This window comes from Cupriavidus taiwanensis (assembly GCF_900250115.1).
Taxonomy (GTDB): domain Bacteria; phylum Pseudomonadota; class Gammaproteobacteria; order Burkholderiales; family Burkholderiaceae; genus Cupriavidus; species Cupriavidus taiwanensis_B.
In genome coordinates, this window is sequence record NZ_LT984803.1 from 1,386,345 (window position 1) to 1,409,228 (window position 22,884).

21 protein-coding genes are annotated in these 22,884 nt (G+C 68.5%); 10 read left to right on the forward strand and 11 right to left on the reverse strand.

The features are described from left to right. The first annotated feature begins 32 nt into the window (after window positions 1-32). The 8 genes from CBM2586_RS06710 to CBM2586_RS06745 all read left to right on the forward strand — a co-directional run bounded on the left by CBM2586_RS06710 (window position 33) and on the right by CBM2586_RS06745 (window position 9,171). Window positions 33-1,214, forward strand: a complete 1,182-nt coding sequence (locus CBM2586_RS06710; RefSeq protein WP_115662315.1) for an acetyl-CoA C-acetyltransferase — start codon at window positions 33-35, stop codon at window positions 1,212-1,214. 72 nt (window positions 1,215-1,286) lie between these two features. Further along, the gene (locus CBM2586_RS06715; protein WP_115662314.1) at window positions 1,287-2,027 is read left to right on the forward strand and encodes a 3-ketoacyl-ACP reductase; all 741 of its coding nucleotides are present in this window, start codon (window positions 1,287-1,289) and stop codon (window positions 2,025-2,027) included. Window positions 2,028-2,448: 421 nt separating this feature from the next. Beyond that, on the forward strand, window positions 2,449-3,000 hold the full coding sequence (phaR, locus tag CBM2586_RS06720; RefSeq protein WP_012352635.1) for a polyhydroxyalkanoate synthesis repressor PhaR: 552 nt from the start codon (window positions 2,449-2,451) through the stop codon (window positions 2,998-3,000). 331 nt (window positions 3,001-3,331) lie between these two features. Then, window positions 3,332-4,297: a tRNA dihydrouridine synthase gene (locus tag CBM2586_RS06725; protein ID WP_115687078.1), complete on the forward strand. Its 966-nt coding sequence runs from the start codon at window positions 3,332-3,334 to the stop codon at window positions 4,295-4,297. Between the two features lie 148 nt (window positions 4,298-4,445). After that, window positions 4,446-5,825 carry a 30S ribosomal protein S12 methylthiotransferase RimO gene (gene rimO, locus CBM2586_RS06730; RefSeq protein WP_115662312.1) on the forward strand — a complete coding sequence of 460 codons (1,380 nt, stop codon included), beginning with the start codon at window positions 4,446-4,448 and terminating at the stop codon, window positions 5,823-5,825. 115 nt (window positions 5,826-5,940) lie between these two features. Continuing rightward, window positions 5,941-7,125, forward strand: coding sequence for a beta-ketothiolase BktB (gene bktB, locus CBM2586_RS06735; RefSeq protein WP_115662311.1), 1,185 nt, complete (start codon window positions 5,941-5,943; stop codon window positions 7,123-7,125). Between the two features lie 17 nt (window positions 7,126-7,142). Continuing rightward, on the forward strand, window positions 7,143-7,751 hold the full coding sequence (locus tag CBM2586_RS06740; protein WP_240987894.1) for a hypothetical protein: 609 nt from the start codon (window positions 7,143-7,145) through the stop codon (window positions 7,749-7,751). 202 nt (window positions 7,752-7,953) lie between these two features. Continuing rightward, entirely contained in the window at window positions 7,954-9,171 is a 1,218-nt protein-coding gene (locus CBM2586_RS06745; protein WP_115687080.1) for a cystathionine beta-lyase, read from the forward strand. Window positions 9,172-9,184: 13 nt separating this feature from the next. Here the strand turns inward: CBM2586_RS06745 and CBM2586_RS06750 are convergent, their stop codons facing one another. The 8 genes from CBM2586_RS06750 to mfd all read right to left on the reverse strand — a co-directional run bounded on the left by CBM2586_RS06750 (window position 9,185) and on the right by mfd (window position 19,322). Further along, a complete protein-coding gene (locus CBM2586_RS06750; protein WP_115662308.1) occupies window positions 9,185-9,424 on the reverse strand; it encodes a DUF2789 domain-containing protein in 240 nt (79 codons plus the stop codon). Between the two features lie 102 nt (window positions 9,425-9,526). Further along, a complete protein-coding gene (locus CBM2586_RS06755) occupies window positions 9,527-11,176 on the reverse strand; it encodes a PepSY-associated TM helix domain-containing protein (protein ID WP_115662307.1) in 1,650 nt (549 codons plus the stop codon). A gap of 10 nt (window positions 11,177-11,186) precedes the next feature. After that, the gene (locus tag CBM2586_RS06760; protein WP_115662306.1) at window positions 11,187-11,498 is read right to left on the reverse strand and encodes a hypothetical protein; all 312 of its coding nucleotides are present in this window, start codon (window positions 11,496-11,498) and stop codon (window positions 11,187-11,189) included. Next, window positions 11,495-11,782: a hypothetical protein gene (locus tag CBM2586_RS06765; RefSeq protein ID WP_115662305.1), complete on the reverse strand. Its 288-nt coding sequence runs from the start codon at window positions 11,780-11,782 to the stop codon at window positions 11,495-11,497. The genes CBM2586_RS06760 and CBM2586_RS06765 overlap by 4 nt, the downstream gene beginning before the upstream one ends. A 183-nt stretch (window positions 11,783-11,965) precedes the next feature. Next, entirely contained in the window at window positions 11,966-12,820 is an 855-nt protein-coding gene (gene serB / locus CBM2586_RS06770; protein ID WP_115662304.1) for a phosphoserine phosphatase SerB, read from the reverse strand. 99 nt (window positions 12,821-12,919) lie between these two features. Continuing rightward, window positions 12,920-14,305, reverse strand: a complete 1,386-nt coding sequence (locus tag CBM2586_RS06775) for an amidohydrolase (RefSeq protein WP_115687081.1) — start codon at window positions 14,303-14,305, stop codon at window positions 12,920-12,922. Window positions 14,306-14,568: 263 nt separating this feature from the next. Next, entirely contained in the window at window positions 14,569-15,792 is a 1,224-nt protein-coding gene (argE, locus tag CBM2586_RS06780; RefSeq protein ID WP_115687082.1) for an acetylornithine deacetylase, read from the reverse strand. An 80-nt stretch (window positions 15,793-15,872) separates the two neighbouring features. Beyond that, the gene (gene mfd / locus CBM2586_RS06785) at window positions 15,873-19,322 is read right to left on the reverse strand and encodes a transcription-repair coupling factor (protein ID WP_115687084.1); all 3,450 of its coding nucleotides are present in this window, start codon (window positions 19,320-19,322) and stop codon (window positions 15,873-15,875) included. 136 nt (window positions 19,323-19,458) lie between these two features. On the opposite strand from mfd, the gene ispD reads away from it, so the two are divergent. Both ispD and ispF read left to right on the forward strand, forming a co-directional pair. Then, window positions 19,459-20,274 carry a 2-C-methyl-D-erythritol 4-phosphate cytidylyltransferase gene (gene ispD / locus CBM2586_RS06790; protein WP_115662300.1) on the forward strand — a complete coding sequence of 272 codons (816 nt, stop codon included), beginning with the start codon at window positions 19,459-19,461 and terminating at the stop codon, window positions 20,272-20,274. A 4-nt stretch (window positions 20,275-20,278) separates the two neighbouring features. Continuing rightward, entirely contained in the window at window positions 20,279-20,788 is a 510-nt protein-coding gene (gene ispF, locus CBM2586_RS06795; RefSeq protein ID WP_012352652.1) for a 2-C-methyl-D-erythritol 2,4-cyclodiphosphate synthase, read from the forward strand. A 2-nt stretch (window positions 20,789-20,790) separates the two neighbouring features. Here the strand turns inward: ispF and CBM2586_RS06800 are convergent, their stop codons facing one another. The 3 genes from CBM2586_RS06800 to CBM2586_RS06810 form a co-directional block, all read right to left on the reverse strand. Beyond that, window positions 20,791-21,363 carry a GNAT family N-acetyltransferase gene (locus tag CBM2586_RS06800; RefSeq protein ID WP_115662299.1) on the reverse strand — a complete coding sequence of 191 codons (573 nt, stop codon included), beginning with the start codon at window positions 21,361-21,363 and terminating at the stop codon, window positions 20,791-20,793. 180 nt (window positions 21,364-21,543) lie between these two features. Beyond that, the gene (locus CBM2586_RS06805; protein WP_010810111.1) at window positions 21,544-22,065 is read right to left on the reverse strand and encodes a carboxymuconolactone decarboxylase family protein; all 522 of its coding nucleotides are present in this window, start codon (window positions 22,063-22,065) and stop codon (window positions 21,544-21,546) included. Window positions 22,066-22,169: 104 nt separating this feature from the next. Then, window positions 22,170-22,718: a peroxiredoxin gene (locus CBM2586_RS06810; RefSeq protein ID WP_115662298.1), complete on the reverse strand. Its 549-nt coding sequence runs from the start codon at window positions 22,716-22,718 to the stop codon at window positions 22,170-22,172. Window positions 22,719-22,884: the final 166 nt, after the last annotated feature.

Genomic DNA, 22,884 nt, shown 5'->3' on the forward strand with positions numbered 1-22,884 from the left:
GGGTCCCCTGTTTCCATTGAGAGGACTACACCATGACTGACGTTGTCATCGTATCCGCGGCCCGTACCGCGGTTGGCAAATTTGGCGGCTCGCTGGCGAAGATTCCGGCGCCGGAACTGGGTGCCGTGGTGATCAAGGCCGCGCTCGAGCGCGCCGGCATCCAGCCGGATCAGGTCAGCGAAGTGATCATGGGGCAGGTGCTGGCCGCCGGCTCGGGCCAGAATCCGGCGCGCCAGGCCTCGATCAAGGCCGGCCTGCCGGCGATGGTGCCGGCCATGACCATCAACAAGGTGTGCGGCTCGGGCCTGAAGGCGGTGATGATGGCCGCCAATGCCATCATGGCGGGCGATGCCGAGATCGTGGTGGCCGGCGGCCAGGAGAACATGAGCGCCGCGCCGCACGTGCTGCCGGGCTCGCGCGACGGCTTCCGCATGGGCGACACCAAGCTGGTCGACACCATGATCGTCGACGGCCTGTGGGACGTGTACAACCAGTACCACATGGGCATCACCGCCGAGAACGTGGCCAAGGAATACGGCATCACGCGCGAGGCCCAGGACGAATTCGCGGTGGGCTCGCAGAACAAGGCCGAGGCCGCGCAAAAGGCCGGCAAGTTCGATGAAGAAATCGTGCCGGTGCTGATCCCGCAGCGCAAGGGCGACCCGGTGGCGTTCAAGACCGACGAGTTCGTGCGCCACGGCGCCACGCTCGACAGCATGTCCGGCCTCAGGCCTGCCTTCGACAAGGCCGGCTCCGTGACCGCGGCCAATGCCTCGGGCCTGAACGACGGCGCCGCCGCGGTGGTGGTGATGTCGGCCGCCAAGGCCAAGGAACTGGGCCTGACCCCGCTCGCCACCATCAAGAGCTACGCCAACGCCGGGGTCGACCCGAAGGTGATGGGCATGGGCCCGGTGCCGGCGTCCAAGCGCGCGCTGTCGCGCGCGGGCTGGACCCCGCAGGACCTGGACCTGATGGAAATCAACGAGGCCTTCGCCGCGCAGGCGCTGGCCGTGCACCAGCAGATGGGCTGGGATACCTCCAAGGTCAACGTCAATGGCGGCGCCATCGCCATCGGCCACCCGATCGGCGCGTCGGGCTGCCGTATCCTGGTGACGCTGCTGCACGAAATGAAGCGCCGCGATGCCAGGAAGGGTCTGGCCTCGCTGTGCATCGGCGGCGGCATGGGCGTGGCGCTGGCGGTCGAGCGCAACTAAGAAGGGGTGCGCCGGCCACGCGCGCATGGCGCGGCCGGCGGCAAATAACGAAAAGCCAATCAAGGAGTGGACATGACTCAGCGCATTGCGTATGTGACCGGCGGCATGGGTGGTATCGGGACCGCCATCTGCCAGCGGCTGGCCAGGGATGGCTTTCGCGTGGTGGCCGGCTGCGGCCCCAACTCGCCGCGCCGTGAAAAGTGGCTGGAACAGCAGAAGGCCCTGGGCTTCGATTTCGTCGCCTCCGAAGGCAACGTGGCGGACTGGGACTCGACCAAGGCCGCCTTCGACAAGGTCAAGGCCGAGGTCGGCGAAGTCGACGTGCTGATCAACAACGCCGGCATCACGCGCGACGTGGTGTTTCGCAAGATGACCCGCGCCGACTGGGATGCGGTGATCGACACCAACCTGACCTCGCTGTTCAACGTCACCAAGCAGGTGATCGACGGCATGGCCGACCGCGGCTGGGGCCGGATCGTCAATATCTCGTCGGTGAACGGGCAGAAGGGCCAGTTCGGCCAGACCAACTACTCCACCGCCAAGGCCGGCCTGCACGGCTTCACCATGGCGCTGGCGCAGGAGGTGGCGACCAAGGGCGTGACGGTGAACACGGTTTCGCCGGGCTATATCGCCACCGACATGGTCAAGGCGATCCGCCAGGACGTGCTCGACAAGATCGTCGGCACGATTCCGGTGAAGCGCCTGGGCGAGCCGGAAGAGATCGCGTCGATCTGCGCGTGGCTGTCGTCCGACGAGTCCGGCTTCTCGACGGGCGCCGACTTCTCGCTCAACGGCGGCCTGCACATGGGCTGACCTGGCCTTCAGCCAGCCGCGCCGGCGGCCGCGTTTTGCGGTGCAGCCAGCGCGGCGCACAAGGCGGCGGAGGCTCGTTCTCGCTGCCGCTCGCGCGGGCCGTGATGGCCCGCGAATCATTTCCAGGCGCGCGGCATCGGCTTCGCGGCGCGCCGGCCTACCGGGTTTTCCTTAAGCCCCGTCGCTTTTCTTAGTGCTTTGTTGGGCATAGAATCAGGGCAGCGGCGCAGCCAGCACCATAGTCGTGCAGCATCAGCCCTCGCGGGGGCGAGACGGCGTGCCGCGGCGCGCAGCCATGCGCGAACAGCCGCAAGACGGCCGGCACGATAACAGCAGATGGCGCGGGCGGTACCGATTTGCGCATTGCACCCCATGCGGTGCAGCAGCGCGCAATCAGCGACGACACAAGGACAGAGCACCGATGGCCACGACCAAAAAAGGCGCAGAGCGACTGATCAAAAAGTATCCCAACCGCAGGCTCTACGATACCCAGACCAGCACCTACATCACCCTGGCCGACGTCAAGCAGCTGGTGATGGACTCCGAGGACTTCAAGGTCGTCGACGCCAAGTCCGGTGACGAACTGACGCGCAGCATCCTGCTGCAGATCATCCTGGAAGAAGAGACCGGCGGCGTGCCGATGTTCTCCAGCGCCATGCTGTCGCAGATCATCCGCTTCTACGGCCATGCCATGCAGGGCATGATGGGCACCTACCTGGAAAAGAACATCCAGGCCTTCATCGACATCCAGAACAAGCTGGCCGAGAACTCCAAGGGCCTGTACTCCGGCGAAGCCTTCAGCCCGGACATGTGGTCGCAGTTCATGAACATGCAGGGCCCGATGATGCAGGGCATGATGAGCAACTACATCGAGCAGAGCAAGAACCTGTTCGTGCAGATGCAGGAGCAGATGCAGAACCAGGCCAAGAACATGTTCGGCACGTTCCCGTTCAACCAGCCTGACAAGAAGTAGCAAGCAGCGGCGGCGGGCCGGGCGCCCGCCGCGCATCAGCACCGGGGCCGGCGTTCTTTCATGGCGCATTCCCGATTCAGGTTCTTCGCGAGGTGGCGGGCCCCATCTGTGGCAGCGTGCGTGGTTAATCGCCTCCGTGGAATCACCGACTCCCGAAAAGCCGCGCAACCCCAAAGCAGGTAGAATGCGCGCTTTGGCCCCATCCGGGGCCTCTGTATCGCATCTCTCAGCGGCGGCTCAGTTTGGGACTCGCCTGGTTTGCGCGGCGTCCCATGTCCTACGCTTCCCGATCTTCCTGTCCGGCGCCGGTGCCTGCGGCGCGTTCCGTGCCATGAGCCGGCTGTTCCTGGCTCCGATGGAAGGGCTGGCCGACTATGTCCTGCGCGACGTCCTGACCGATACCGGCGGCTACGACGGTTGCGTGTCGGAGTTCGTGCGGGTGACGGGGTCGCTGCTGCCGGCGCGGGTCTATCAGCGGGACACGCCCGAGATCCTGTCGGGCGGCCGTACCCGCAGCGGCACGCCGATGGTGATCCAGCTGCTCGGCAGCGATCCCGGGTGGCTGGCGCGCAATGCCGCCTATGCCGCGACCCTGTCGCCGCATGGCATCGACCTGAACTTCGGCTGTCCCGCCAAGGTGGTCAACCGCCATGGCGGCGGCGCGATGCTGCTGGCCGATCCGGCGCTGCTGAACCGGATCGTGGCGTCGGTGCGCGCCGCGGTGCCGGCCAACGTACCCGTGACCGCCAAGATGCGGCTGGGCGTCTCGGATACCGCGCTCGCCATCGATTGCGCCACCGCGCTGGCGGAAGGCGGCGCGGCCTCGCTGGTGGTGCATGCCCGCACGCGCGACCACGGCTACCGGCCGCCGGCGCACTGGGACTGGATCGCGCGCATTGCGGCGGCCGTGGACATACCCGTGATTGCCAACGGCGAGGTCTGGACCGTCGCCGACTGGGCGCGCTGCCGCGAGGTCAGCGGCTGCGCCGACGTCATGATCGGGCGCGGCGCCGTCTCGGACCCGTTCCTGGCCTTGCGCATTCGCGGCCAGATGCCCGGCACGCCGTCGGCGCAAGAGTGGCCGCTGGTGCTGCGCCAGATCGCGGCGTACCTGGACAAGCTGCATGCCCGTATCGCTTCGTGTCATGAGCACGGCCGCGTCAAGCTCTGGCTCAGCTACCTGAAGCGCACCTGGCCGCAGGCGGGCGAGCTGCATGCGGCGATCCGGCGCGTCCAGGACTCGCGGGAAATCGCGCAGGTCCTGCAAGGCATGCAAGGCAGAGTGACGTCGGCGTAACCGTGGCCCGGTGGGCATGTCGTGCGTCAGGCGCCGGGAAACTCCGGCAAACGGTTAAAATGCGCGATTGCCTGTTTCGCGCCTGGCGGCCTTGTCTCCGTGACCGACGGTCTGGCCGGCGCGCCTTGCCCCACATTCGGATTCCAACGTGAAAAACCCCTCAGAAGCAACGAACCAGAAAGACCATAGTCCGCGTGTGGGATTCGTTTCCCTGGGCTGCCCGAAAGCGCTGGTCGACTCCGAGCAGATCATCACCCAGCTGCGCGCCGAGGGCTATGCCATCAGCGGCACCTATGACGGCGCCGACCTGGTCGTGGTCAACACTTGCGGCTTTATCGACGAGGCGGTGCAGGAAAGCCTGGACGCGATCGGTGAAGCGCTGACCGAGAACGGCAAGGTCATCGTCACCGGCTGCCTGGGCGCGAAGAAGGACGCGGCGGGCCACGACATCGTGTCGTCGGTGCATCCCAAGGTGCTGGCCGTGACCGGCCCGCACGCGCTGGGCGAGGTGATGCAGGCGGTGCACACGCACCTGCCCAAGCCGCATGACCCGTTTACCGACCTGGTGCCGGCCGCCGGCATCAAGCTCACGCCCAAGCACTACGCCTACCTGAAGATCTCCGAGGGCTGCAACCACCGCTGCTCGTTCTGCATCATCCCGTCGATGCGCGGCGACCTGGTCTCGCGCCCGGTGGCCGAAGTCATGCTGGAGGCCGAAAACCTGTTCAAGGCCGGGGTCAAGGAACTGCTGGTGATCTCGCAGGACACCAGCGCCTACGGCGTCGACGTCAAGTACCGCACCGGCTTCTGGAACGGCCGCCCGCTCAAGACCCGCATGACCGAACTGGTCGCGGCGCTGGGCGAGCTGGCCGCGCAGTACGGTGCCTGGGTGCGCCTGCACTACGTGTACCCGTACCCGCACGTCGACGAGATCATCCCGCTGATGAACAACGGCCACGTACTGCCGTACCTGGACGTGCCGCTGCAGCACGCCCACCCGGACGTGCTCAAGCGCATGAAGCGCCCGGCCAACGCCGAGAAGACCATGGACCGCATCCGCGCCTGGCGCGAGATCTGCCCCGAGCTGACCATCCGCAGCACCTTTATCGCCGGCTTCCCGGGCGAAACCGAGGCCGAGTTCCAGACGCTGCTGGACTTTGTCGCCGAGGCCGAACTCGACCGCGTCGGCTGCTTTGCGTACTCGCCGGTGGAAGGCGCCACGGCCAACGACCTGCCGGGCGCACTGCCCGACGAGGTGCGCGAGGAGCGCCGCGCCCGCTTCATGGAAGTGGCCGAGGAAGTGTCCTCGCGCCGGCTGCAGCGCAAGGTCGGCCAGACCCTGCGCGTGCTGGTCGACGAGGTCAACCAGGATGGCGGCATCGGCCGTTCGTCGGCGGATGCGCCGGAAATCGATGGCCTGGTCTATATCGCGCCGCCGCAGCGTACCTCGCAGCGCTACCGCGCGGGCGAGTTCGTCGAAGTCAGGATTACGGGTGCCGATGGCCACGACCTGTGGGGCGAGGTCTGAGCTAGTCCTGCCGGACGAGGCCGGCGCGGTGGCGATTAGGTAAAAGTACGGTCGTTCGTTTCCGCGCGGCCGCGGCTATACTGTGCGGTGCAACATACCCCCCTTGGAGACAGTCATGACGCGTGAAGTCGTAGTGGTGAGCGGTGTCCGTACCGCAATCGGGACCTTTGGCGGCAGCCTGAAGGATGTGGCGCCGGCAGAACTGGGCGCGCTGGTCGTGCGCGAGGCGCTGGCCCGGGCGCAGGTGTCCGGCGACGATGTCGGCCATGTGGTGTTCGGCAACGTGATCCAGACCGAGCCGCGCGATATGTACCTGGGCCGCGTGGCGGCGGTCAACGGCGGGGTCTCGATCAACGCGCCGGCGCTGACCGTGAACCGCCTGTGCGGCTCGGGCCTGCAGGCCATCGTCAGCGCCGCGCAAACCATCCTGCTGGGCGATGCCGACGTCGCCATCGGCGGCGGTGCCGAAAGCATGAGCCGCGCCCCGTACCTGGCGCCGGCGGCACGCTGGGGCGCGCGCATGGGCGATGCCGGCCTGGTCGACATGATGCTGGGCGCGCTGCACGACCCGTTCCACCGCATCCACATGGGCGTGACCGCGGAGAATGTCGCCAAGGAATACGACATCTCGCGCGCGCAGCAGGACGAAGCCGCGCTGGAATCGCACCGCCGCGCTTCGGCCGCGATCAAGGCAGGCTACTTCAAGGACCAGATCGTCCCCGTGGTGACCAAGGGCCGCAAGGGCGAGGTTACCTTCGACACCGACGAGCATGTGCGGCATGACGCCACCATGGACGACATGACCAAGCTCAAGCCGGTCTTCGTCAAGGAAAACGGCAGCGTCACCGCCGGCAATGCCTCGGGCCTGAACGACGCCGCCGCCGCGGTGGTGATGATGGAGCGCGCCGAGGCCGAGCGCCGCGGCCTGAAGCCGCTGGCGCGCCTGGTGTCGTACGGCCATGCCGGCGTCGATCCCAAGACCATGGGCATCGGCCCGGTGCCGGCGACGAAGATCGCGCTGGAACGCGCCGGCCTCCAGGTCTCGGACCTGGACGTGATCGAAGCCAACGAGGCCTTTGCCGCGCAGGCCTGCGCCGTGACCAAGGCCCTGGGCCTGGATCCGGCCAAGGTCAACCCGAATGGCTCGGGCATCTCGCTGGGCCACCCCATCGGCGCCACCGGCGCGCTGATCACGGTGAAGGCGCTGCATGAGCTGAACCGCGTGCAGGGCCGCTACGCGCTGGTGACGATGTGCATCGGCGGCGGGCAGGGCATTGCCGCCATCTTCGAGCGGATCTGAGCTTAGCCTTGCGCCGCGTGCCGCTGAAAACGTCCATCCCGGCGCTGGCCGCCGTGCTCGCCCTGGCGGGCACGGCGCAGGCCGCACCGGCGACCGAATTGTCGAGCGGGCCGGTCGGGGCGGCCGCGCCTGGCGGCGAAAGCCTGGGCATCAACCAGGCCATCCGCGATGGCGAGGCCAGGCGCGGCACGGCGCTGTCGACCGGCGCGCCCAGGCCGCTGGCGCCGCGCCCCGAATATTCATCGCTGCCGGTCTATGTCGGCAAGGTCGGCGACCAGCCGGTGCGCCTGCGCCTGGGCCCCAAGCCGGACGAGCGCGACAGCGTGCGCGGCGAGTACAGCGGCCGTGGCGCCGGGGTGCGCCTGCTGGCCGGCGAGTGGGAGGACGGCGCCTTCCTGATGGAGGAGTCCGACGACGGCACCCGGGTGTCGGGCAACTGGGAAGGCACCATCGACGCCGGCGGCGCCGTGCGCGGCACCTGGACCGACGCCTTCAATCCGGCCATCGTGTTGCCGTTTTTTATCCGCCCGCTGGGCCTGCTGGTGATTCCCCCGTTCGACATGACGCCCAACAGCGGCGTCACCTACGCGCCGCCGCCGCCGAAGTCGTCGATTTCCGGCTGGTAGGCCATTTCCGGCACCACGCGCCGAACCATCCCGGTGGCGCGCGCGGCATTTGCTGGTAAGCTCGGAGGCTCATCGCGTCTCATGCCTGACCGTGCCGCGCCGACGCACGCCGACGCACGCCGACGCACACTGACGCACACTGACGCACTCCGCCGCACTGGCCGTGTCAAGCGACCGGGCGGCAGCCAGCAAGGAAACCGCCGTGTCCGATTCCTCATCCGACAAGCCCGCATCCCGTTACCTGCAGACCGTCGCGGTCCAGCCCGAGCTGGACATCGCCCCCGGCTTTGCCTCGTTTTCCCCGGCCACGCATCGCGGCTCGACCGTGGTGTTCCGCAACCTCGCCGAACTGCGCGCGCATGGCGACGGGGCCACCACTTACTGGCGCTACGGCCTGCATGCCACGCCGACCAGCGAGGCGCTGTGCCAGCACCTGGCGCTGCTCGAGGGCGCGCGCCACGCGCTGCTGCAGCCGTCGGGCCTGGCGGCGATCTCGCTGGTGTACTTCGCGCTGCTCAAGAGCGGCGACGACGTGCTGGTGCCGCATAACGTCTACGGCCCCAACCGCGACCACGGCGAGTGGCTGGCGCGCGACTTCGGCGTGACCGTGCGCTACTACGATCCCATGGACGCCGCCGCGCTGCCCGCGCTGATCCAGCCCAATACGCGCCTGATCTGGATGGAGTCGCCGGGCTCGGTGACGATGGAGGTGCCCGACTGCGGCGCCATCGTCGCCGCGGCGCGCGCGCGTGGCGTGCTGACCGCGATCGACAATACCTGGTCGGCCGGCGTCTACTTCCGCCCGTTCGAGCTGGGCATCGACATCTCGGTGCAGGCGCTGACCAAGTACCAGTCCGGCGGCAGCGACGTGCTGATGGGCGCGGTGCTGAGCTGCGACGATGGCCTGCACGGCCGGCTCAAGCGCGCCCGCATGCTGATGGGCTGGGGCGTGTCCGCCGACGACTGCCACCTGGTACTGCGCGCGCTGCCGAGCCTGCCGGTGCGGCTGGCTGCCCATGACCGCGGCGCGCGCGAGGTGGCCGAATGGCTGCGCCAGCGGCCGGAGGTGGCGCGCGTGCTGCATCCCGCGCTGCCGGACTGCCCCGGCCATGCCAACTGGCGGCGCGAATTCACCGGCGCCAGCGGGCTGTTCGCCATCGTGCTGCGCGAGCGCTTTACGCGCCAGCAGGTCGATGCCTTCGTCGAGGCCTTGCAGCTGTTCGCCATCGGCTGGTCGTGGGGCGGCGCGCACAGCCTGGCGGTGCCGTACCACGTCCAGGGCATGCGCCCGGCGGGCACCTGGCCGCCGGCAGGCTGGCAGGATACCGGCGAGCTGGTGCGGCTCTATATCGGCCTGGAAGACACGCGCGACCTGATCGCCGACCTGCGCCAGGCGATCGAGGCCACGTTGTCCGCGTAAGCGGGCGGCCAGGTCAGGCCGGCTGTCTCAGCGCCAGGTTGAGCTGGTCGACGACTTCGGCCCAGTCGGCGTCGTCGAGCAGCTCGTCGCGCAGCAGGGCGGACTGGGCCGGCGTCCAGAACGGGGCTTCGGCCAGCTCGAGGGTCTCGGGCAGCGGCGCGTGCTTGCCGATGAAGGCACGGATGCTGGCTTCGTCGGAGGCCAGGCCAAGCTGGTCGAAAAGTTCTGAAAACTGGTGGAAGGTCGGTTCCATGATGGTCGGGCTCGCTGTGGTTGACCTGAGGTAGTGTAGGGCAGCCACGAGAACAAGAACGGACGCCGTGGCGTCCGTTTTTAATGGTGCCGGCGCTGCGCGTCAGCGCGTCTCGGTGCCCGACAGCGCCTTGGCGCCGGCGGCGGGGCTGGCCGCCGCTTCGGCCAACGCGGTGCGCGGCATGGCCCAGACCGACTCCGCCGGCCCGCCGCGGGCGCGGCGAGCGGTGGCGCGGGCGAGCGCGGCAAAGCCCGCCGCCAGCGCAATCGCGCCGAGGTCGAAGCCGGCGATGATCCAGTGCCCGCTGGGAATGCTGTGCAGCAGGTGGTCGCCGGTCAGGATCGCGTTCGACAGCGGCACCGTCAGCGCGGCCAGCGCTGCGGCGCAGAGCAGCTCCACCGCGGCGCGCACGGGCGCGCGCAGCAGCGCCCAGGCGCAGGCCAGGCCGAACGCGGTGAAATAGGTCTGGCTGACGGCGCGCTCGGGCCACAGCAGCGCCGCGGGAAAGCACAGCGCCACGCCGATGCAGCAGCCGATGCACACGCCCACGGTGGCCTGCGCCAGCAGGCGGTGCGCGCGCGGCTGCCCGGCCTGGCGCAGCTTGCGCCGCGACTCGATCCACAGCAGGTTGCCCGAATAGAACAGGAAGGCGCCGGCCAGCCCGGCCAGCAGGTAGACCAGCCGCACCGGCAGTTCGCCGAAGGTACCGAAATGCAGCGCGTACAGCGCGCTGTAGAGCCCGTGGTTGCTGTCGCGCGCGCCCGCGGTCTGGTTGGCCGTCAGCTGGCCGGCGTTGGCTGCGCCGCTGGCGGCGTGGATGCCGACCGAGCCCAGGTTGCCGAGCGCGCGCGTGCTGGTGCCGCGCACTTCGACCACGGCGTTGGCGTCGCCGTAGCGCTGGAAGCGGAATGATTCCGGCGTGAAGCGCTCGCCGCCGTGCGCGCGCGCGATCTGCATCAGCGTCGCGGTGGGCAGCGTCGGCACCGCGCGCCCCGCGGCGGCAACTTCCGGCACCGCGGTGGTGGCGGTCGGCACCGCCTCGAACAGGCGGCCGTTGAAGGTGAGCGTGTTGAACACCATCATCAGCACCAGCGACAGGCAGAACAGCGCGCCGGTGACGGCAAAGACCAGGTGGAAGGGCAGGCTGAACAGGCCCAGCACATTGTGGGTGTCCATCCAGAAACGCTTGAGGTTGCGCCCCGGACGCACCGCGAACAGGTCCTTTTTCAGCCGCGGCAGGTGCAGCAGCACGCCGGACACCAGCGCCAGCCCGTACAGTACCGAGATCGCGCCCATGAAATAGATGCCGCCGACCGGGATGCCGAGCGAATAGTGCAGGCTGTTCAGGAACGCCGACAACTCGCCCATGACGTGGTCGCGCGAGGTGTCGCGCTGCATCGCGGCGTTGCCGGCCAGGCGCGCGTCGGTGGTCATCTGCCACGCGCCGGCCTGGTCCTGCCAGTAGGCCGAGATATTGGGCTCGCCCTCCGACGGTATGATCACGTAGGCACTGGCCGCGGCTTCCGGGTGGATCGCGACCAGCTTCTGCATGAAGCGGTCGACCGCGGCCGGGTCGGCGCTGGCCTCGACCGGCGCGCTGCCCTTGAGCCGCGCCGGCGACTGCCAGACATGCAGTTCGTGGTGGAAGACGGTGATGGCGCCGGCAAAGAAGGCGATAAACAGGGCCCAGCCGGCCATCAGGCCGACCCAGGTATGCAGCGTCTGGTACAGGCGCAGGGTTGCGGTTTTCATGATGGCGGTCTCAGGTGGTGGGCACGGCGGCCAGTGCGGCCGGCGCCAGGCCGGCCAGTCGCAGCGCCCACAGCGCGCCGAAGCCGAGCAGGTTGGCACCGCCCAGCCACAGCCACGCGCTGCGGCTGGAACGGAACAGCAGGCTGGCGCTGATGATCGCGACCCACAGCGGCAGGCAGGCCGCCACCGCCGCGACGATGCCGGATTGCCAGCCGCCCGGCAGGGCAAGGATCGCCAGCGTGCACAGCACCAGCGCCAGCGGCAGGCCGAGCAGCGTGCCGGCCAGCCACTTGCTGCCCATGCCGGATGCGTCCGCGCTCATGCCCGCTGCTCCCGTTCGCCGTGGCGCCCGCGCGCGGCATAGGTGCCGATGAACGGCCACACCGACAACGCGCACGGCACCGTGACCAGGCTCGCGGCAATAGCGACCGGCCAGCCGTCGGTCAGGCTCCACAGCCAGGTGCTGGCGCAAGTCAGCGCCAGCCCCAGCCAGCCGGCCAGCCGCGGACGGGAGAGGGTGCCGCGCGGCAGCAACACCTGGTTCGGCGCGGCCAGGTACAGGCACGCGGCCGCAGCCAGGCCAAGAAGGACGGCCAGAACTTGCATGGGGCAATGTCAGATCAGCGAAACATTAATAATAATGATTCGCATTTGTGTGCGCAAGCGCCACGTCGAGGGTGCGCGCCCCGGCGAGGATTTCAGTGCACCCGGAAAGGCACGCGCGGCGACGGCGCGCGAGCAGCGTCCGCGCGCGGCGGACGCTTCAGGAGGCGAGGCGCCTGGCGGGGATCAGTGCGGGAACAGCGCCAGCAGGCCGTCGAGCCCGACGTGGTTGAATGCGACGCTGGCCTGCGCGCGTACCACCGGCTTGGCGCGGAACGCCACCGACAGTCCGGCCACGGCCATCATCTTCAGGTCGTTCGAGCCGTCGCCCATGACGATGGCCTGGTCGGGCGTGGCGCCGATCTGCGCGCAGATTTCCTGCACGGTGCGGGCCTTGACGTCGGCGTTGACGATCTCGCCGACGACATTGCCGGTCAGCTTGCCGTCGACGATCTCGAGCGTGTTGGCGCGGGTGAAGTCGAGCTGCAGGCGCGGCTTGAGCTGGTCGGTGAAGTGCACGAAGCCGCCCGATACCAGCAGCGTCTTCAGGCCCAGCGCCCGCACCGTCTCCAGCATGCGCTCGGCGCCCGGCGACAGCCGCAGGCGCTCGGCGTAGACCCGCTCCAGCACGGCGGCGTCCAGCCCCTTGAGCAGCGCCACGCGGCGGCGCAGGCTTTCGTTGAAATCGGTGATCTCGCCGCGCATGGCGGCTTCGGTGATGGCGGAGACCTCGGCCTTGAGGCCGCAGAAGTCGGCGATCTCGTCGATGCACTCGATCGTGATCAGGGTCGAGTCCATGTCCATCGCCACCAGGCGGAAGTCGGACAGCTTGCGCCCGGCCGGCACCACCGCCCAGTCGATCGCGCGCGGGCCGCAGAAGTCGTCGAGCGCGTCGCGCAGCGCCGCTGTCAGCGGCGCGCAGTCCTCGGCCACCGCCACGGTGTCGCTGCGCGGCACCAGCGCGGAAGCGCGGGCCAGGGTGCGGGCGGTGTCGAGGTCGGCGGGGACAAGCGGGGCGAGGCTCTGCAGGATCAGGGGCATGACGGGCGAAAATCGGGCGCTTGCCGCGGTCGTCGGCAAGGCGGGGGCTGCTACGCGGCAAAAGCGCTATTGTAGCCCCCCGCGGCGCCCCCGGGCGAATCAGCGCTGCGCCATCACCATGTAGTCGACCGTCAGGCTGGACAGCGCGCGCACGCCGTTGATCAGCGCCGGCTCATCCACATAGAACTCGGGCGAGTGGTTCGACGGCGCCTTGGTCACATCCTGCCCCCTGGGCGTCACGCCGAGGTTGAAGAACAGGCCCGGCACCTTCTCCTGGTAGAACGAAAAATCCTCGGATGCGGTGGCCTTGGGCGTGATCATCCAGTTGCCGTCGCCGGCCACGCGCTGCAGCGTCGGCGCCATCTTCTCGGTCAGCGCCGGCTGGTTGATGGTGGCGTTGTACAGCTCGACCACGCGGAAACTGGCCTCGGCCCCGGCGCTGGACGCAATCGCCTCGGTGGTGCGCTTCATGCGGGCATGGATGTCCTTCTTCATGCCTTCGTCGTAGGTCCGGATGGTGCCCATCATCTCGACCTTCTCCGGCACGATGTTCATGCGGTTGCCGCCGTGGAAGGTGCCGACGGTGATCACCGACGGTTCCAGCATGGCATTGACCTGGCGGCTCTGGATGGTCTGCAGGCCCATCACGATCTGCGACGCCACCACGATCGGGTCGATCCCGCCCCACGGCCGCGCGCCGTGGGTCTGGCGGCCCTTGACGTCGATCCAGAACTGGTCCGCCGCCGCCATCGAGGCGCCGCTGCGCCAGCCCAGCTTGCCCGATTCGATGCCGCTGGTCACATGCAGGCCGAAGATGGCATCGACCTTCGGATTGTCCAGCACGCCCTCGGCCACCATCTGCTTTGCGCCCCACATGTTCGAGCCATTGGGCTCGAAGTCGGCCGGGCTTTCCTCGGCCGGCTGGAAGATAAACTTGACGGTGCCGGGCAGCTGGTCCTTCATGCCGGCCAGCACCTCTGCCGTGGCCATGAGAATCGCGACGTGCGTGTCATGGCCGCAGGCGTGCATCACGTCGACTTCCTTGCCCAGGTACTGGCCCTTGGCCTTCGACGCGAACGGCACGTCGACGCGCTCCTTCACCGGCAGCGCGTCCATGTCGGCGCGCAGCGCCACCACCGGGCCGGGCTTGCCGCCCTTGAGCACGCCCACTACGCCGGTCTTGGCCACGCCGGTCTTGACCTCCATGCCGAGCTTGCGCAGGTGGTCCGCCACCAGCCTTGCGGTGCGGGTCTCGTAGTTGCCCAGTTCCGGATGCTGGTGGATATCGCGGCGCCAGGCGATCAGCTGCTTTTCCACGGCCTTGGCGCGGGTCTCGATCTGGGCGTGGAGGGCGTCGGTGGCGGCGCCGGCCGGGGCAGGCGTGGTCTGCGCCGGCGCGGGGTTGCAGAGCAGGCCGGCCGCGAGTGCGAGGCTGGCGAAAGCAAAGCGGACGGTGGAACGGGATGCGGTGGAACGGACGGCCATGCAGGATCTCCTTCGTTATTGTTGGTTTGATGCTGGCAGAGTGGTTGGCTGCTTGGTGAGTGGGGCGCTGGAGTACTGCGGGCGCCGGCCCTCACCCCCGCCCCTCTCGCGCAGGCGGGAGAGGGGAGCAAACAAGCGGGATGGGATGACTACGATACTGTCGAACGCCGAGGCAGTGCTCCCTCTCCCGCTTGCGCGAGAGGGTTGGGGTGAGGGCCAGCGTATCGACGCAGTGCGGACAACAAAGCCGCCGCGGACCCAGATCAGGCCGTAACCCGCAGGCTATCCACCACCTTATGCAAGAACCTTTCGCACGCAGCCAGCTGCTCCAGCGCAACGAACTCGTCCGGCTTGTGCGCCTGCTGGATATCGCCGGGGCCGCACACCACCGCCGGAATGCCCGCGCGCTGGAACAGCCCGGCCTCGGTGCCGTAGGCCACCTTGCTGGTGTCGCGGTCCGCGGTCAGCGCGCGTACCAGCTGCGTGATGGCTTCCTGCTCGGCCACGTCGAGCGACGGCGCGGCGGCGATCTTGCTCAGCGTCAGGTCGGCGTCGGCATGTTCGGCGCGCATCTTCGGCAGCAGCACCTCGCTGGCATAGGCCTGGATGCGCGCGTAGATCGCTTCCGGATCGACGCCGGGCAGGTTGCGGAACTCGAACACGAACTCGCACAGCGCCGGGATCGTGTTGAGCGCAATGCCGCCCTGGATGGTGCCGGTCTGCGCGGTGGTGTAGGGCACGTCGAAGGCCTGGTCGTAGGGGCCGTTGGCCTTGAACTCGTCGGCGATGTCGCGGATGAAGCAGATCAGCCGTGCCGCGTATTCGATCGCATTGACGCCGCGCGGCGTCAGCGACGAATGCGCGGCCTGGCCTTTCACGCAGCAGCGGTAGGCGTTGATGCCCTTGTGCGCAACGATCACGCGCATGCTGGTGGGTTCGCCGACGATGCAGCCGCCGGGGGTCACGCCGCGCTCGCGCAGTTCGGCCAGCAGGTAGGGCGCGCCCATGCAGCCGATTTCTTCGTCGAACGACAGCGCGTAGTGCACCGGCTCGCGCAGCCTGGCGTCGAGGATGGCCGGCAGCAGCGACAGGCTGGTGCCGATAAAGCCTTTCATGTCGCAGGTGCCGCGGCCGTACAGCTTGCCGTCGCGCACCACCGGCTTGAACGGGTCGGTGGTCCACGCCTGCCCGTCCACCGGCACCACGTCGGTGTGGCCCGACAGCACGATGCCGCCGTTGGTCTCGCCGTTGGCCGCGGGCACGGTGACGAACAGGTTGGCCTTGTCCCGTTGCGGGTTGTAGCTCAGATGGGGCTTCAGCCCCTTGGCCAGGAAATGGTCGCGCACCGACTCGATCAGGCCAAGGTTCGAATTGCGGCTGGTGGTGTCGTAGGCCACCAGCCGCTGGGTCCATTCCAGTGCGCTGCCGCGCGCTGCGGTTTCGGTGACGGACTGGCTGGAGTCGGCTCGGGCAGCTTTGGCTGGCATGGGGGCGGTATCACTAACGTGTTAAGGAATCGATGCTACACCCGGCCGCGCGCCGCGTCCATGCACGATCGGCATCGGCGCTACGCCAGCTGCCGCAGCGTATGCTTGATGGTCTGCGCGCGCACCGCCACGTCCGGCATCTTGGCCTCGATGCGCAGCTTGTCCTGTCCCGCCAGCTTGATATGGCGGTTCTTCTGCACCAGGTCGATGATGCGCATCGCATCGATGGGCGGATTGGGCACGAACTGCACGCTGATGGCGGCCTCGCCGGCGTCGATCTTGCGCACGCCCAGCGGCGCCGCGGCGATGCGCAGCCGGTGGGTCTCGACCAGCGCCTGCGCCTGCGCCGGCAGGCGGCCGAAGCGGTCGACCAGCTCTTCCTGGATGTCGTCGACCCGCTCCGGGGTCTCGCAGTTGGCCAGCCGCTTGTACAGCGACAGGCGCTCGTGCACGTCGGCGCAGTAGTCGTTGGGCAGCAGCGCCGGCGTGCCCAGGTTGATCTCGGTGGTGGCGGCCAGCGGCGCCATCAGGTCGGGCTCCTTGCCGGCCTTCAGTGCCTTGACTGCATGGTTGAGCATGTCCGTGTAGAGCTGGAAGCCGATCTCGTGGATCTCGCCCGACTGCTTGTCGCCCAGCACCTCGCCGGCGCCGCGGATTTCCAGGTCGTGCATGGCCAGGTAGAAGCCCGAGCCCAGTTCCTCCATCTGCTGGATCGCCTCGAGCCGGCGCTGCGCCTGCTTGGTCAGGCCGTCGACGTCATGCACCAGCAGGTAGGCATAGGCCTGATGGTGCGAGCGCCCGACGCGGCCGCGCAGCTGGTGCAGCTGCGCCAGCCCGAACTTGTCGGCGCGGTGGATCAGGATGGTGTTGGCGGTCGGCACGTCGATGCCGGTCTCGATAATGGTGGTGCACAGCAGGATGTTGTCGCGGCGCGAGACGAAGTCGCGCATCACGCGTTCGAGCTCGCGCTCGTGCATCTGTCCGTGCGCGACCGCGATGCGCGCCTCGGGCACCAGCTCGGCAAGCCTGGCGCGCTTGTTCTCGATGGTCTCGACCTCGTTGTGCAGGAAGTAGACCTGCCCGCCGCGCTTGAGCTCGCGCAGGATGGCCTCGCGGATCACACCGTCTTCCTCGCGCCGCACGAAGGTCTTGATCGCCAGCCGCTTCTGCGGCGCGGTGGCGATCACCGAGAAATCGCGCAGCCCTTCCAGCGCCATGCCCAGCGTGCGCGGAATCGGCGTGGCGGTCAGGGTCAGGATGTCGACCTCGGCGCGCAGCGACTTCAGCGCTTCCTTCTGGCGCACGCCGAAGCGGTGTTCCTCGTCGATGATGACCAGCCCCAGGCGCTGGAACCGGACCTGGTCGGACAGGATTTTGTGGGTGCCAATGACGATGTCGACGCTGCCCTCGTTGATCTGCTTGATGGCCGCGTCGATCTCCTTCTTGGTCTTGAAGCGCGACAGCTCGACGATGCGCACCGGCCATTCGGCGAAGCGGTCGGACAGCGTCTGGAAGTGCTGCTCGGCCAGCAGCGTGGTCGGCGCCAGCATCGCCACCTGCTTGCCGCCGAGCACCGCGACAAAGGCCGCGCGCAGCGCGACCTCGGTCTTGCCGAAGCCGACATCGCCGCACACCAGCCGGTCCATCGGCTTGCCCGAGGTCATGTCGGCGATCACCGCGGCGATCGCGGCGGCCTGGTCCGGCGTTTCCTCGAAGCCGAAGCTCTCGGCGAAGGTCTCGTAGTCCTTGGGCGAGAGCGGGAAGGCGAAGCCCTCGCGCGCGGCGCGGCGCGCGTACAGGTTGAGCAGTTCGGCGGCGGTGTCGCGGATCTGCTGCGCTGCCTTGCGCTTGGCCTTGTCCCACTGGCCCGAGCCCAGGTGGTGCAGCGGCGCGGTATCCGGGTCGGCGCCTGAGTAGCGTGAGATCACGTGCAGCTGGTGCACCGGCACGTACAGCTTGCTGCCCTTGTCGTAGTCCAGGTGCAGGAATTCCTCGTCGCCCTGGCCCATGTCGAGCGTCACCAGGCCCTGGTAGCGGCCGATTCCGTGCTCGCTGTGCACCACCGGATCGCCGATCTTCAGCTCGGCCAGGTCGCGCACCATCGAATCGACGGCCGAGGCCTGCTCCTGCTTGCGACGGCCGGTGCGGCGCGCGGTGCCGGCGTACAGCTCGGCTTCGGTGACGAAGGCCAGCCGTGCCTGCGGCAGCGCGAAGCCGCTCTGCAGCGGCGCCACCGCGATCGAGAAATGCGCGTCGCCGGCGAGGAATGCGGCAAAGTCGTCGACCGGATGCGGGCGCAGGCCGCTTTCGGCAAACAGCTGCAGCAGCGTCTCGCGCCGGCCGGCGGAGTCGGCGCACATCAGCACGCGGGTCTGCTTGTCGAGCAGCAGCGACTCCAGGTTGACCAGCGGGTCTTCGGCGCGGCGATTGACCGCGACGTCGGGCAGGAGCGCCGAGAACGCCGGCTGCTCGGCGCCGGCTTCCCCCTGCAGCACCAGCCGCGCCATCGGCTTGGCGGCGACGAAGAACTGCTCCTCCGACAGGAACAGGTCCGCGGGCGGCAGCAGCGGGCGCTCGCGGTCGTGGCGCATGAAGTTGTAGCGCTGCGTGGTGTCGGCCCAGAAGCGGCGGATGGCCTCGTCGATGTTGCCCGCGAATACCAGCTGCGTGTCGGCGGGCAGGTAGTCGAACACGGTGGCGCTGTGCTCGAAGAACAGCGGCAGGTAATACTCGATGCCGGCCGACGGCACGCCGTTGCCGACGTCCTTGTAGATCGGCGACTTGGTCGGGTCGCCTTCGAAGACCTCGCGCCAGCGGCCGCGGAAGGCGGTGCGCGCGGCTTCGTCGAGCGGGAACTCGCGCCCGGGCAGCAGCCGCACTTCCTTGACCGGATACAGGCTGCGCTGCGTGTCCGGATCGAAGGCGCGGATGGTCTCGATCTCGTCGCCGAACAAATCGATGCGGTACGGCAGCGCCGAGCCCATCGGGTACAGGTCGATCAGGCCGCCGCGCACGCTGTATTCGCCCGGCCGCATCACCGCGCTGACATGCTCGTAGCCGGCCAGCGTGAACTGCGCCTTGAGTGCGGCCTCGTCGAGCCGCTCGCCCTGCTTGAAGAAGAAGGTATAGGCGGCCAGGAAGGCCGGCGGCGCCAGCCGGTACAGCGCGGTGGTGGCGGGCACCAGCATCACGTCGCACTGGCCGGTCTGGATGTCGTGCAGCGTCGCCAGGCGTTCGGAGACCAGGTCCTGGTGCGGCGAGAAGCTGTCGTAGGGCAGGGTTTCCCAGTCGGGCAGCAGGCGCACGCGCAGTTCCGGCGCGAACCAGGGGATTTCCTCGGCCAGGCGCTGCGCATCGACCGCATGCGAGCACACCACCGCCAGCATCGGCGCGCGCGCGCGGTGCTGGCGCGCATAGGCGGCCACCGCCAGCGCATCGGCCGAGCCGCGCAGGCCGGCCACGCTGTGGCGCAGCCCCGGCTTGACCAGCGGCAGGTTGACGAAGGGAAAGGCGGGCGTGGCGTCAGGCATGTCGGCAGGGGGCGTTCAAAACGACGACGCCCCGCCGGCATTGCGGGCGGGGGTCGGAACAGGGGACCTCGGGTGCCGGTGGCGCCGGCCGGATACGTTGATGCGGCATGGCGACGGGCAAGGGCCGTATTATAGAATGCGCACCGGTTGCCCCGCTGGCCAGTGCCGCTGGCCTGCGCTGGCGCCGCCTTTTTCACTCCACGCCGATCCCGTGTCCGCTCGCCGCTTTGCCCTGATTCCCTGTGCCGGTACCGGCAGCCGCGCCGGCGGCGCCGTGCCCAAGCAATACCAGACCGTGGCCGGCCGGCCGATGATCTGGCACGCCCTGGCGGCGTTCTCGGCGTGCGACGCCATCAACGCCACCGCGCTGGTGCTGGCGCCCGACGACATGCCGCTGGAATCGCGTTTCGGCGCGGCCGCGTTTGCCGGGCTTCGCTTCGATACCGCCTTTGTCGGCGGGGACAGCCGCCATGCATCCGTGCTGGCCGGCCTGCACCACCTGGCCCAGCTGGGCGCGACCGACGCCGACTGGGTGCTGGTGCACGATGCCGCGCGCCCGGGACTGACGCCGGCGATGGTCCACGCGCTGGTGCGCGCGGTGGAAAGCGACGGCGACGACGATCCGGACGCGGCCATCGGCGGCATCCTGGCGGTGCCGGTGCCCGACACGCTGAAACGCGCCCAGGACGATGCCCGCATCGGCGCCACGGTGCCGCGCGAAGGGCTGTGGCAGGCGCAGACGCCGCAGATGTTCCGCCTGGGCGTGCTGCGCCAGGCGCTGCAGGACGCCATGGCCGCCGGCGCGGTGGTAACCGACGAGGCCAGCGCGATCGAGCGCCTGGGCCTGCATCCGCGGCTGGTCAACGGCTCGCTGCGCAATTTCAAGGTGACCTACCCGGAGGACTTCGCGCTGGCCGAAGTGCTGCTGGGCAGCCACGCCAAAGGAGCATGACCGCATGATGCCTTTCGATATCCGGGTCGGGCAGGGCTATGACGTCCACGCGCTGGTACCCGGCCGCAAGCTGATCCTGGGCGGGGTCGAGATCCCGCACGACCGTGGCCTGCTGGGTCATTCCGATGCCGATGCGCTGCTGCACGCGGTCACCGACGCGCTCTTCGGCGCCGCGGCGCTGGGCGATATCGGGCGCCATTTTCCCGACACCGACGCGCAGTTCGCCGGCGCCGACAGCCGCGCGCTGCTGCGCGAGGCGGCGCGCCGCGTGCGCGAGGCCGGCTATGAAATCGGCAATGTCGACGCCACGGTGATCGCGCAGGCGCCCAAGCTGGCGCCGCATATCGGCGCGATGGTGGCCAACCTGGCCGAAGACCTGGCGATCGCGCGCGGGCGCTGCAACGTCAAGGCCAAGACCAACGAAAAGCTGGGCTTCGAGGGACGCCAGGAAGGCATCGTGGCGCAGGCCGCGGTGCTGCTGTGGCGCGCCTCGGTGGCGGACGCGCAGGACTGAGCTCAGGCGCGCGGCGCCTCGGGCGCCACGTCTTCGGGTGGAATGGCGTAGGTGTAGTCGATCAGCCGCGCCATCGCGCCGCTGCGCGCGCCGGCCTCGGTGCGCTTGGTGAACCCCATCTGCTGGCACAGCCGGTTGGCTGACGCCATTTCCGGCATGGTGCGCACCACCAGCGTCGACGCGCCGATATCGCGTGCGCGCTGGATGCAGATCTGCATCAGCGTGCGCCCCAGCCCCAGGCCGCGCGCCTGAGGGCTGACCGACAGCAGCCGCGCTTCGGGCTGGGTCAGGGTGATGGTGCTGCCATCCAGCGCCGGCAGCGTCGCCCCTGGGTGGCAGAACAGCACCGCGCCCATGATGCCGTGATCGGTCTCCGCCACCCACCATTCCATGTCCGGGTGGCTGGTCGCCAGCACGGCCTGCATGCCGCGCTGGAACGAGGCGCGGCAATCTTCCATGATCGCGAGCTCGTATTGCCCGTAGGCCTGTTGCGTGACGGCGGCGATATCGCCCCAGTCATGCACCGCCGCCAGGCGGTAATGGAAGCGGGGGGAAGTCGGCGAAGGCAGGGTCATGGCAGGCTGAAAGTGCGTATCCTGCCTGGATTGTAGGCGGATCGCCGCGCCCGCGCAGGTCGGCGCCATGACGGTTGCAGGATGGGAACAGCCGGCAAGTTCCGATGGGAAGCTGTCGGCTGTTGTGCTACGGCGCCCGTTGCCGGGCTGCCAGGGAGGGCGCGGGGGCGCGCAGATGCCTTACTGGGCCGCGATCACGTTGGCCGCGGCCACGATCACCGCGGCAATGCGGCCGACGTCGCGCAGCTGCTGCGCGGTCATGCCCTGTTCGTTCTTCAGCAGCTGGTAGTGCGACTTCACGCAGAAGTGGCACTTGCCCACGATCGATGCGGCCAGCGCGTACATCTCGAAGCGGCGCTTGTCCACGCCGCCATGGGTGGCGTAGGCGTTCATGCGCAGCCCGGCCGGCTGGCTGGCCAGGTCCGGATCGTCGGCCATCTCGACATACGGGTACCAGGTGTTGTTCATGCCCATCAGCGCGGCCGCGGTCAGCGCGCCGTTGGTTTCCTCGGGCGACAGCACGCCGGCATTGCGGATGGCGTCCACCAGCACCTTGCTCTGCGCCGCGAATGCCGCCGCCAGCGCCACGCCGACCGCATCGTTGCCTTCCAGCGAGGAGCGGGCGATGGTGCCGTCGACGTTCAGGCGGATGTCCTTGGCGTAATCGGGGATCAAATTCTTAATCGTACTGAGGAATTCCATTTATTTCTCCTATCGATCGGGGCTCAAAAAACCCGCGCAAGCGGGTTTCGATGCGGAGGGTGGGCCCTCCGCGGATCGCCAGGGCGTCTGGCGACGGACAGAAATTACAGCGTGGCGCCACCAACGGCACGGTTGCACGGGCACAGCTCGTCCGTCTGCAGGCCGTCCAGGATACGCAGGACTTCGTCCGGGTTGCGGCCGACGTTCAGGTTGTTCACCGAAACGTGCTGGATGGTGTTTTCCGGATCGACGATGAAGGTCGCGCGCAGGGCCACGCCGGCAGCGTGGTCACGCACGCCCAGCTGGTCGATCAGCGAACCGGTCACGTCGGCGAATTGCCACTGGTTCAGCTTGCTCAGGTCCTTGTGTTCGCGGCGCCATGCCAGCTTGACGAATTCGTTGTCGGTCGAGCCGCCCAGCACGATCGCGTCGCGGTCGGCGAAGTCGCCGTTCAGCTTGGCGAAGGCCACGATTTCGGTCGGGCACACGAAGGTGAAGTCCTTCGGGTAGAAGTAGATGATCTTCCACTTGCCTTCGAACGACTTCTCAGTGATGTCTTCGAAAGCCGACTGGCCGTTCTCTTCGTGATTGTTGAAACCCGGCTTGACACCGACGACGTGAAAGGCTTCGAGCTTGTCACCAACGGTCTTCATAGACTTCTCCTGATATGGTTGCAATGAGAGCGGTGCCGCTGCCGCATGCCCCGGCGTGGGACCGGTGATACGGCTGCTGCGGCGGCGTACCGCGACAAAACGTGATTATGCGTCATCATCCGGGTCCGGGCTAATTGATATTCTCAAACGGCCCGATAGGCAAAGG

What these genes read in the sequence shown, in the direction of transcription:
- CBM2586_RS06710 (WP_115662315.1), top strand. Translation starts at nt 33, where the DNA reads ATGACTGACGTTGTCATCGTATCCGCGGCCCGTACCGCGGTTGGCAAA.
- CBM2586_RS06715 (WP_115662314.1), top strand. Translation starts at nt 1,287, where the DNA reads ATGACTCAGCGCATTGCGTATGTGACCGGCGGCATGGGTGGTATCGGG.
- phaR (WP_012352635.1), top strand. Translation starts at nt 2,449, where the DNA reads ATGGCCACGACCAAAAAAGGCGCAGAGCGACTGATCAAAAAGTATCCC.
- CBM2586_RS06725 (WP_115687078.1), top strand. Translation starts at nt 3,332, where the DNA reads ATGAGCCGGCTGTTCCTGGCTCCGATGGAAGGGCTGGCCGACTATGTC.
- bktB (WP_115662311.1), top strand. Translation starts at nt 5,941, where the DNA reads ATGACGCGTGAAGTCGTAGTGGTGAGCGGTGTCCGTACCGCAATCGGG.
- CBM2586_RS06750 (WP_115662308.1), bottom strand. Translation starts at nt 9,424, where the DNA reads ATGGAACCGACCTTCCACCAGTTTTCAGAACTTTTCGACCAGCTTGGC.
- CBM2586_RS06755 (WP_115662307.1), bottom strand. Translation starts at nt 11,176, where the DNA reads ATGAAAACCGCAACCCTGCGCCTGTACCAGACGCTGCATACCTGGGTC.
- CBM2586_RS06760 (WP_115662306.1), bottom strand. Translation starts at nt 11,498, where the DNA reads ATGAGCGCGGACGCATCCGGCATGGGCAGCAAGTGGCTGGCCGGCACG.
- CBM2586_RS06765 (WP_115662305.1), bottom strand. Translation starts at nt 11,782, where the DNA reads ATGCAAGTTCTGGCCGTCCTTCTTGGCCTGGCTGCGGCCGCGTGCCTG.
- serB (WP_115662304.1), bottom strand. Translation starts at nt 12,820, where the DNA reads ATGCCCCTGATCCTGCAGAGCCTCGCCCCGCTTGTCCCCGCCGACCTC.
- CBM2586_RS06775 (WP_115687081.1), bottom strand. Translation starts at nt 14,305, where the DNA reads ATGGCCGTCCGTTCCACCGCATCCCGTTCCACCGTCCGCTTTGCTTTC.
- argE (WP_115687082.1), bottom strand. Translation starts at nt 15,792, where the DNA reads ATGCCAGCCAAAGCTGCCCGAGCCGACTCCAGCCAGTCCGTCACCGAA.
- mfd (WP_115687084.1), bottom strand. Translation starts at nt 19,322, where the DNA reads ATGCCTGACGCCACGCCCGCCTTTCCCTTCGTCAACCTGCCGCTGGTC.
- ispD (WP_115662300.1), top strand. Translation starts at nt 19,459, where the DNA reads ATGCGCACCGGTTGCCCCGCTGGCCAGTGCCGCTGGCCTGCGCTGGCG.
- ispF (WP_012352652.1), top strand. Translation starts at nt 20,279, where the DNA reads ATGATGCCTTTCGATATCCGGGTCGGGCAGGGCTATGACGTCCACGCG.
- CBM2586_RS06800 (WP_115662299.1), bottom strand. Translation starts at nt 21,363, where the DNA reads ATGACCCTGCCTTCGCCGACTTCCCCCCGCTTCCATTACCGCCTGGCG.
- CBM2586_RS06805 (WP_010810111.1), bottom strand. Translation starts at nt 22,065, where the DNA reads ATGGAATTCCTCAGTACGATTAAGAATTTGATCCCCGATTACGCCAAG.
- CBM2586_RS06810 (WP_115662298.1), bottom strand. Translation starts at nt 22,718, where the DNA reads ATGAAGACCGTTGGTGACAAGCTCGAAGCCTTTCACGTCGTCGGTGTC.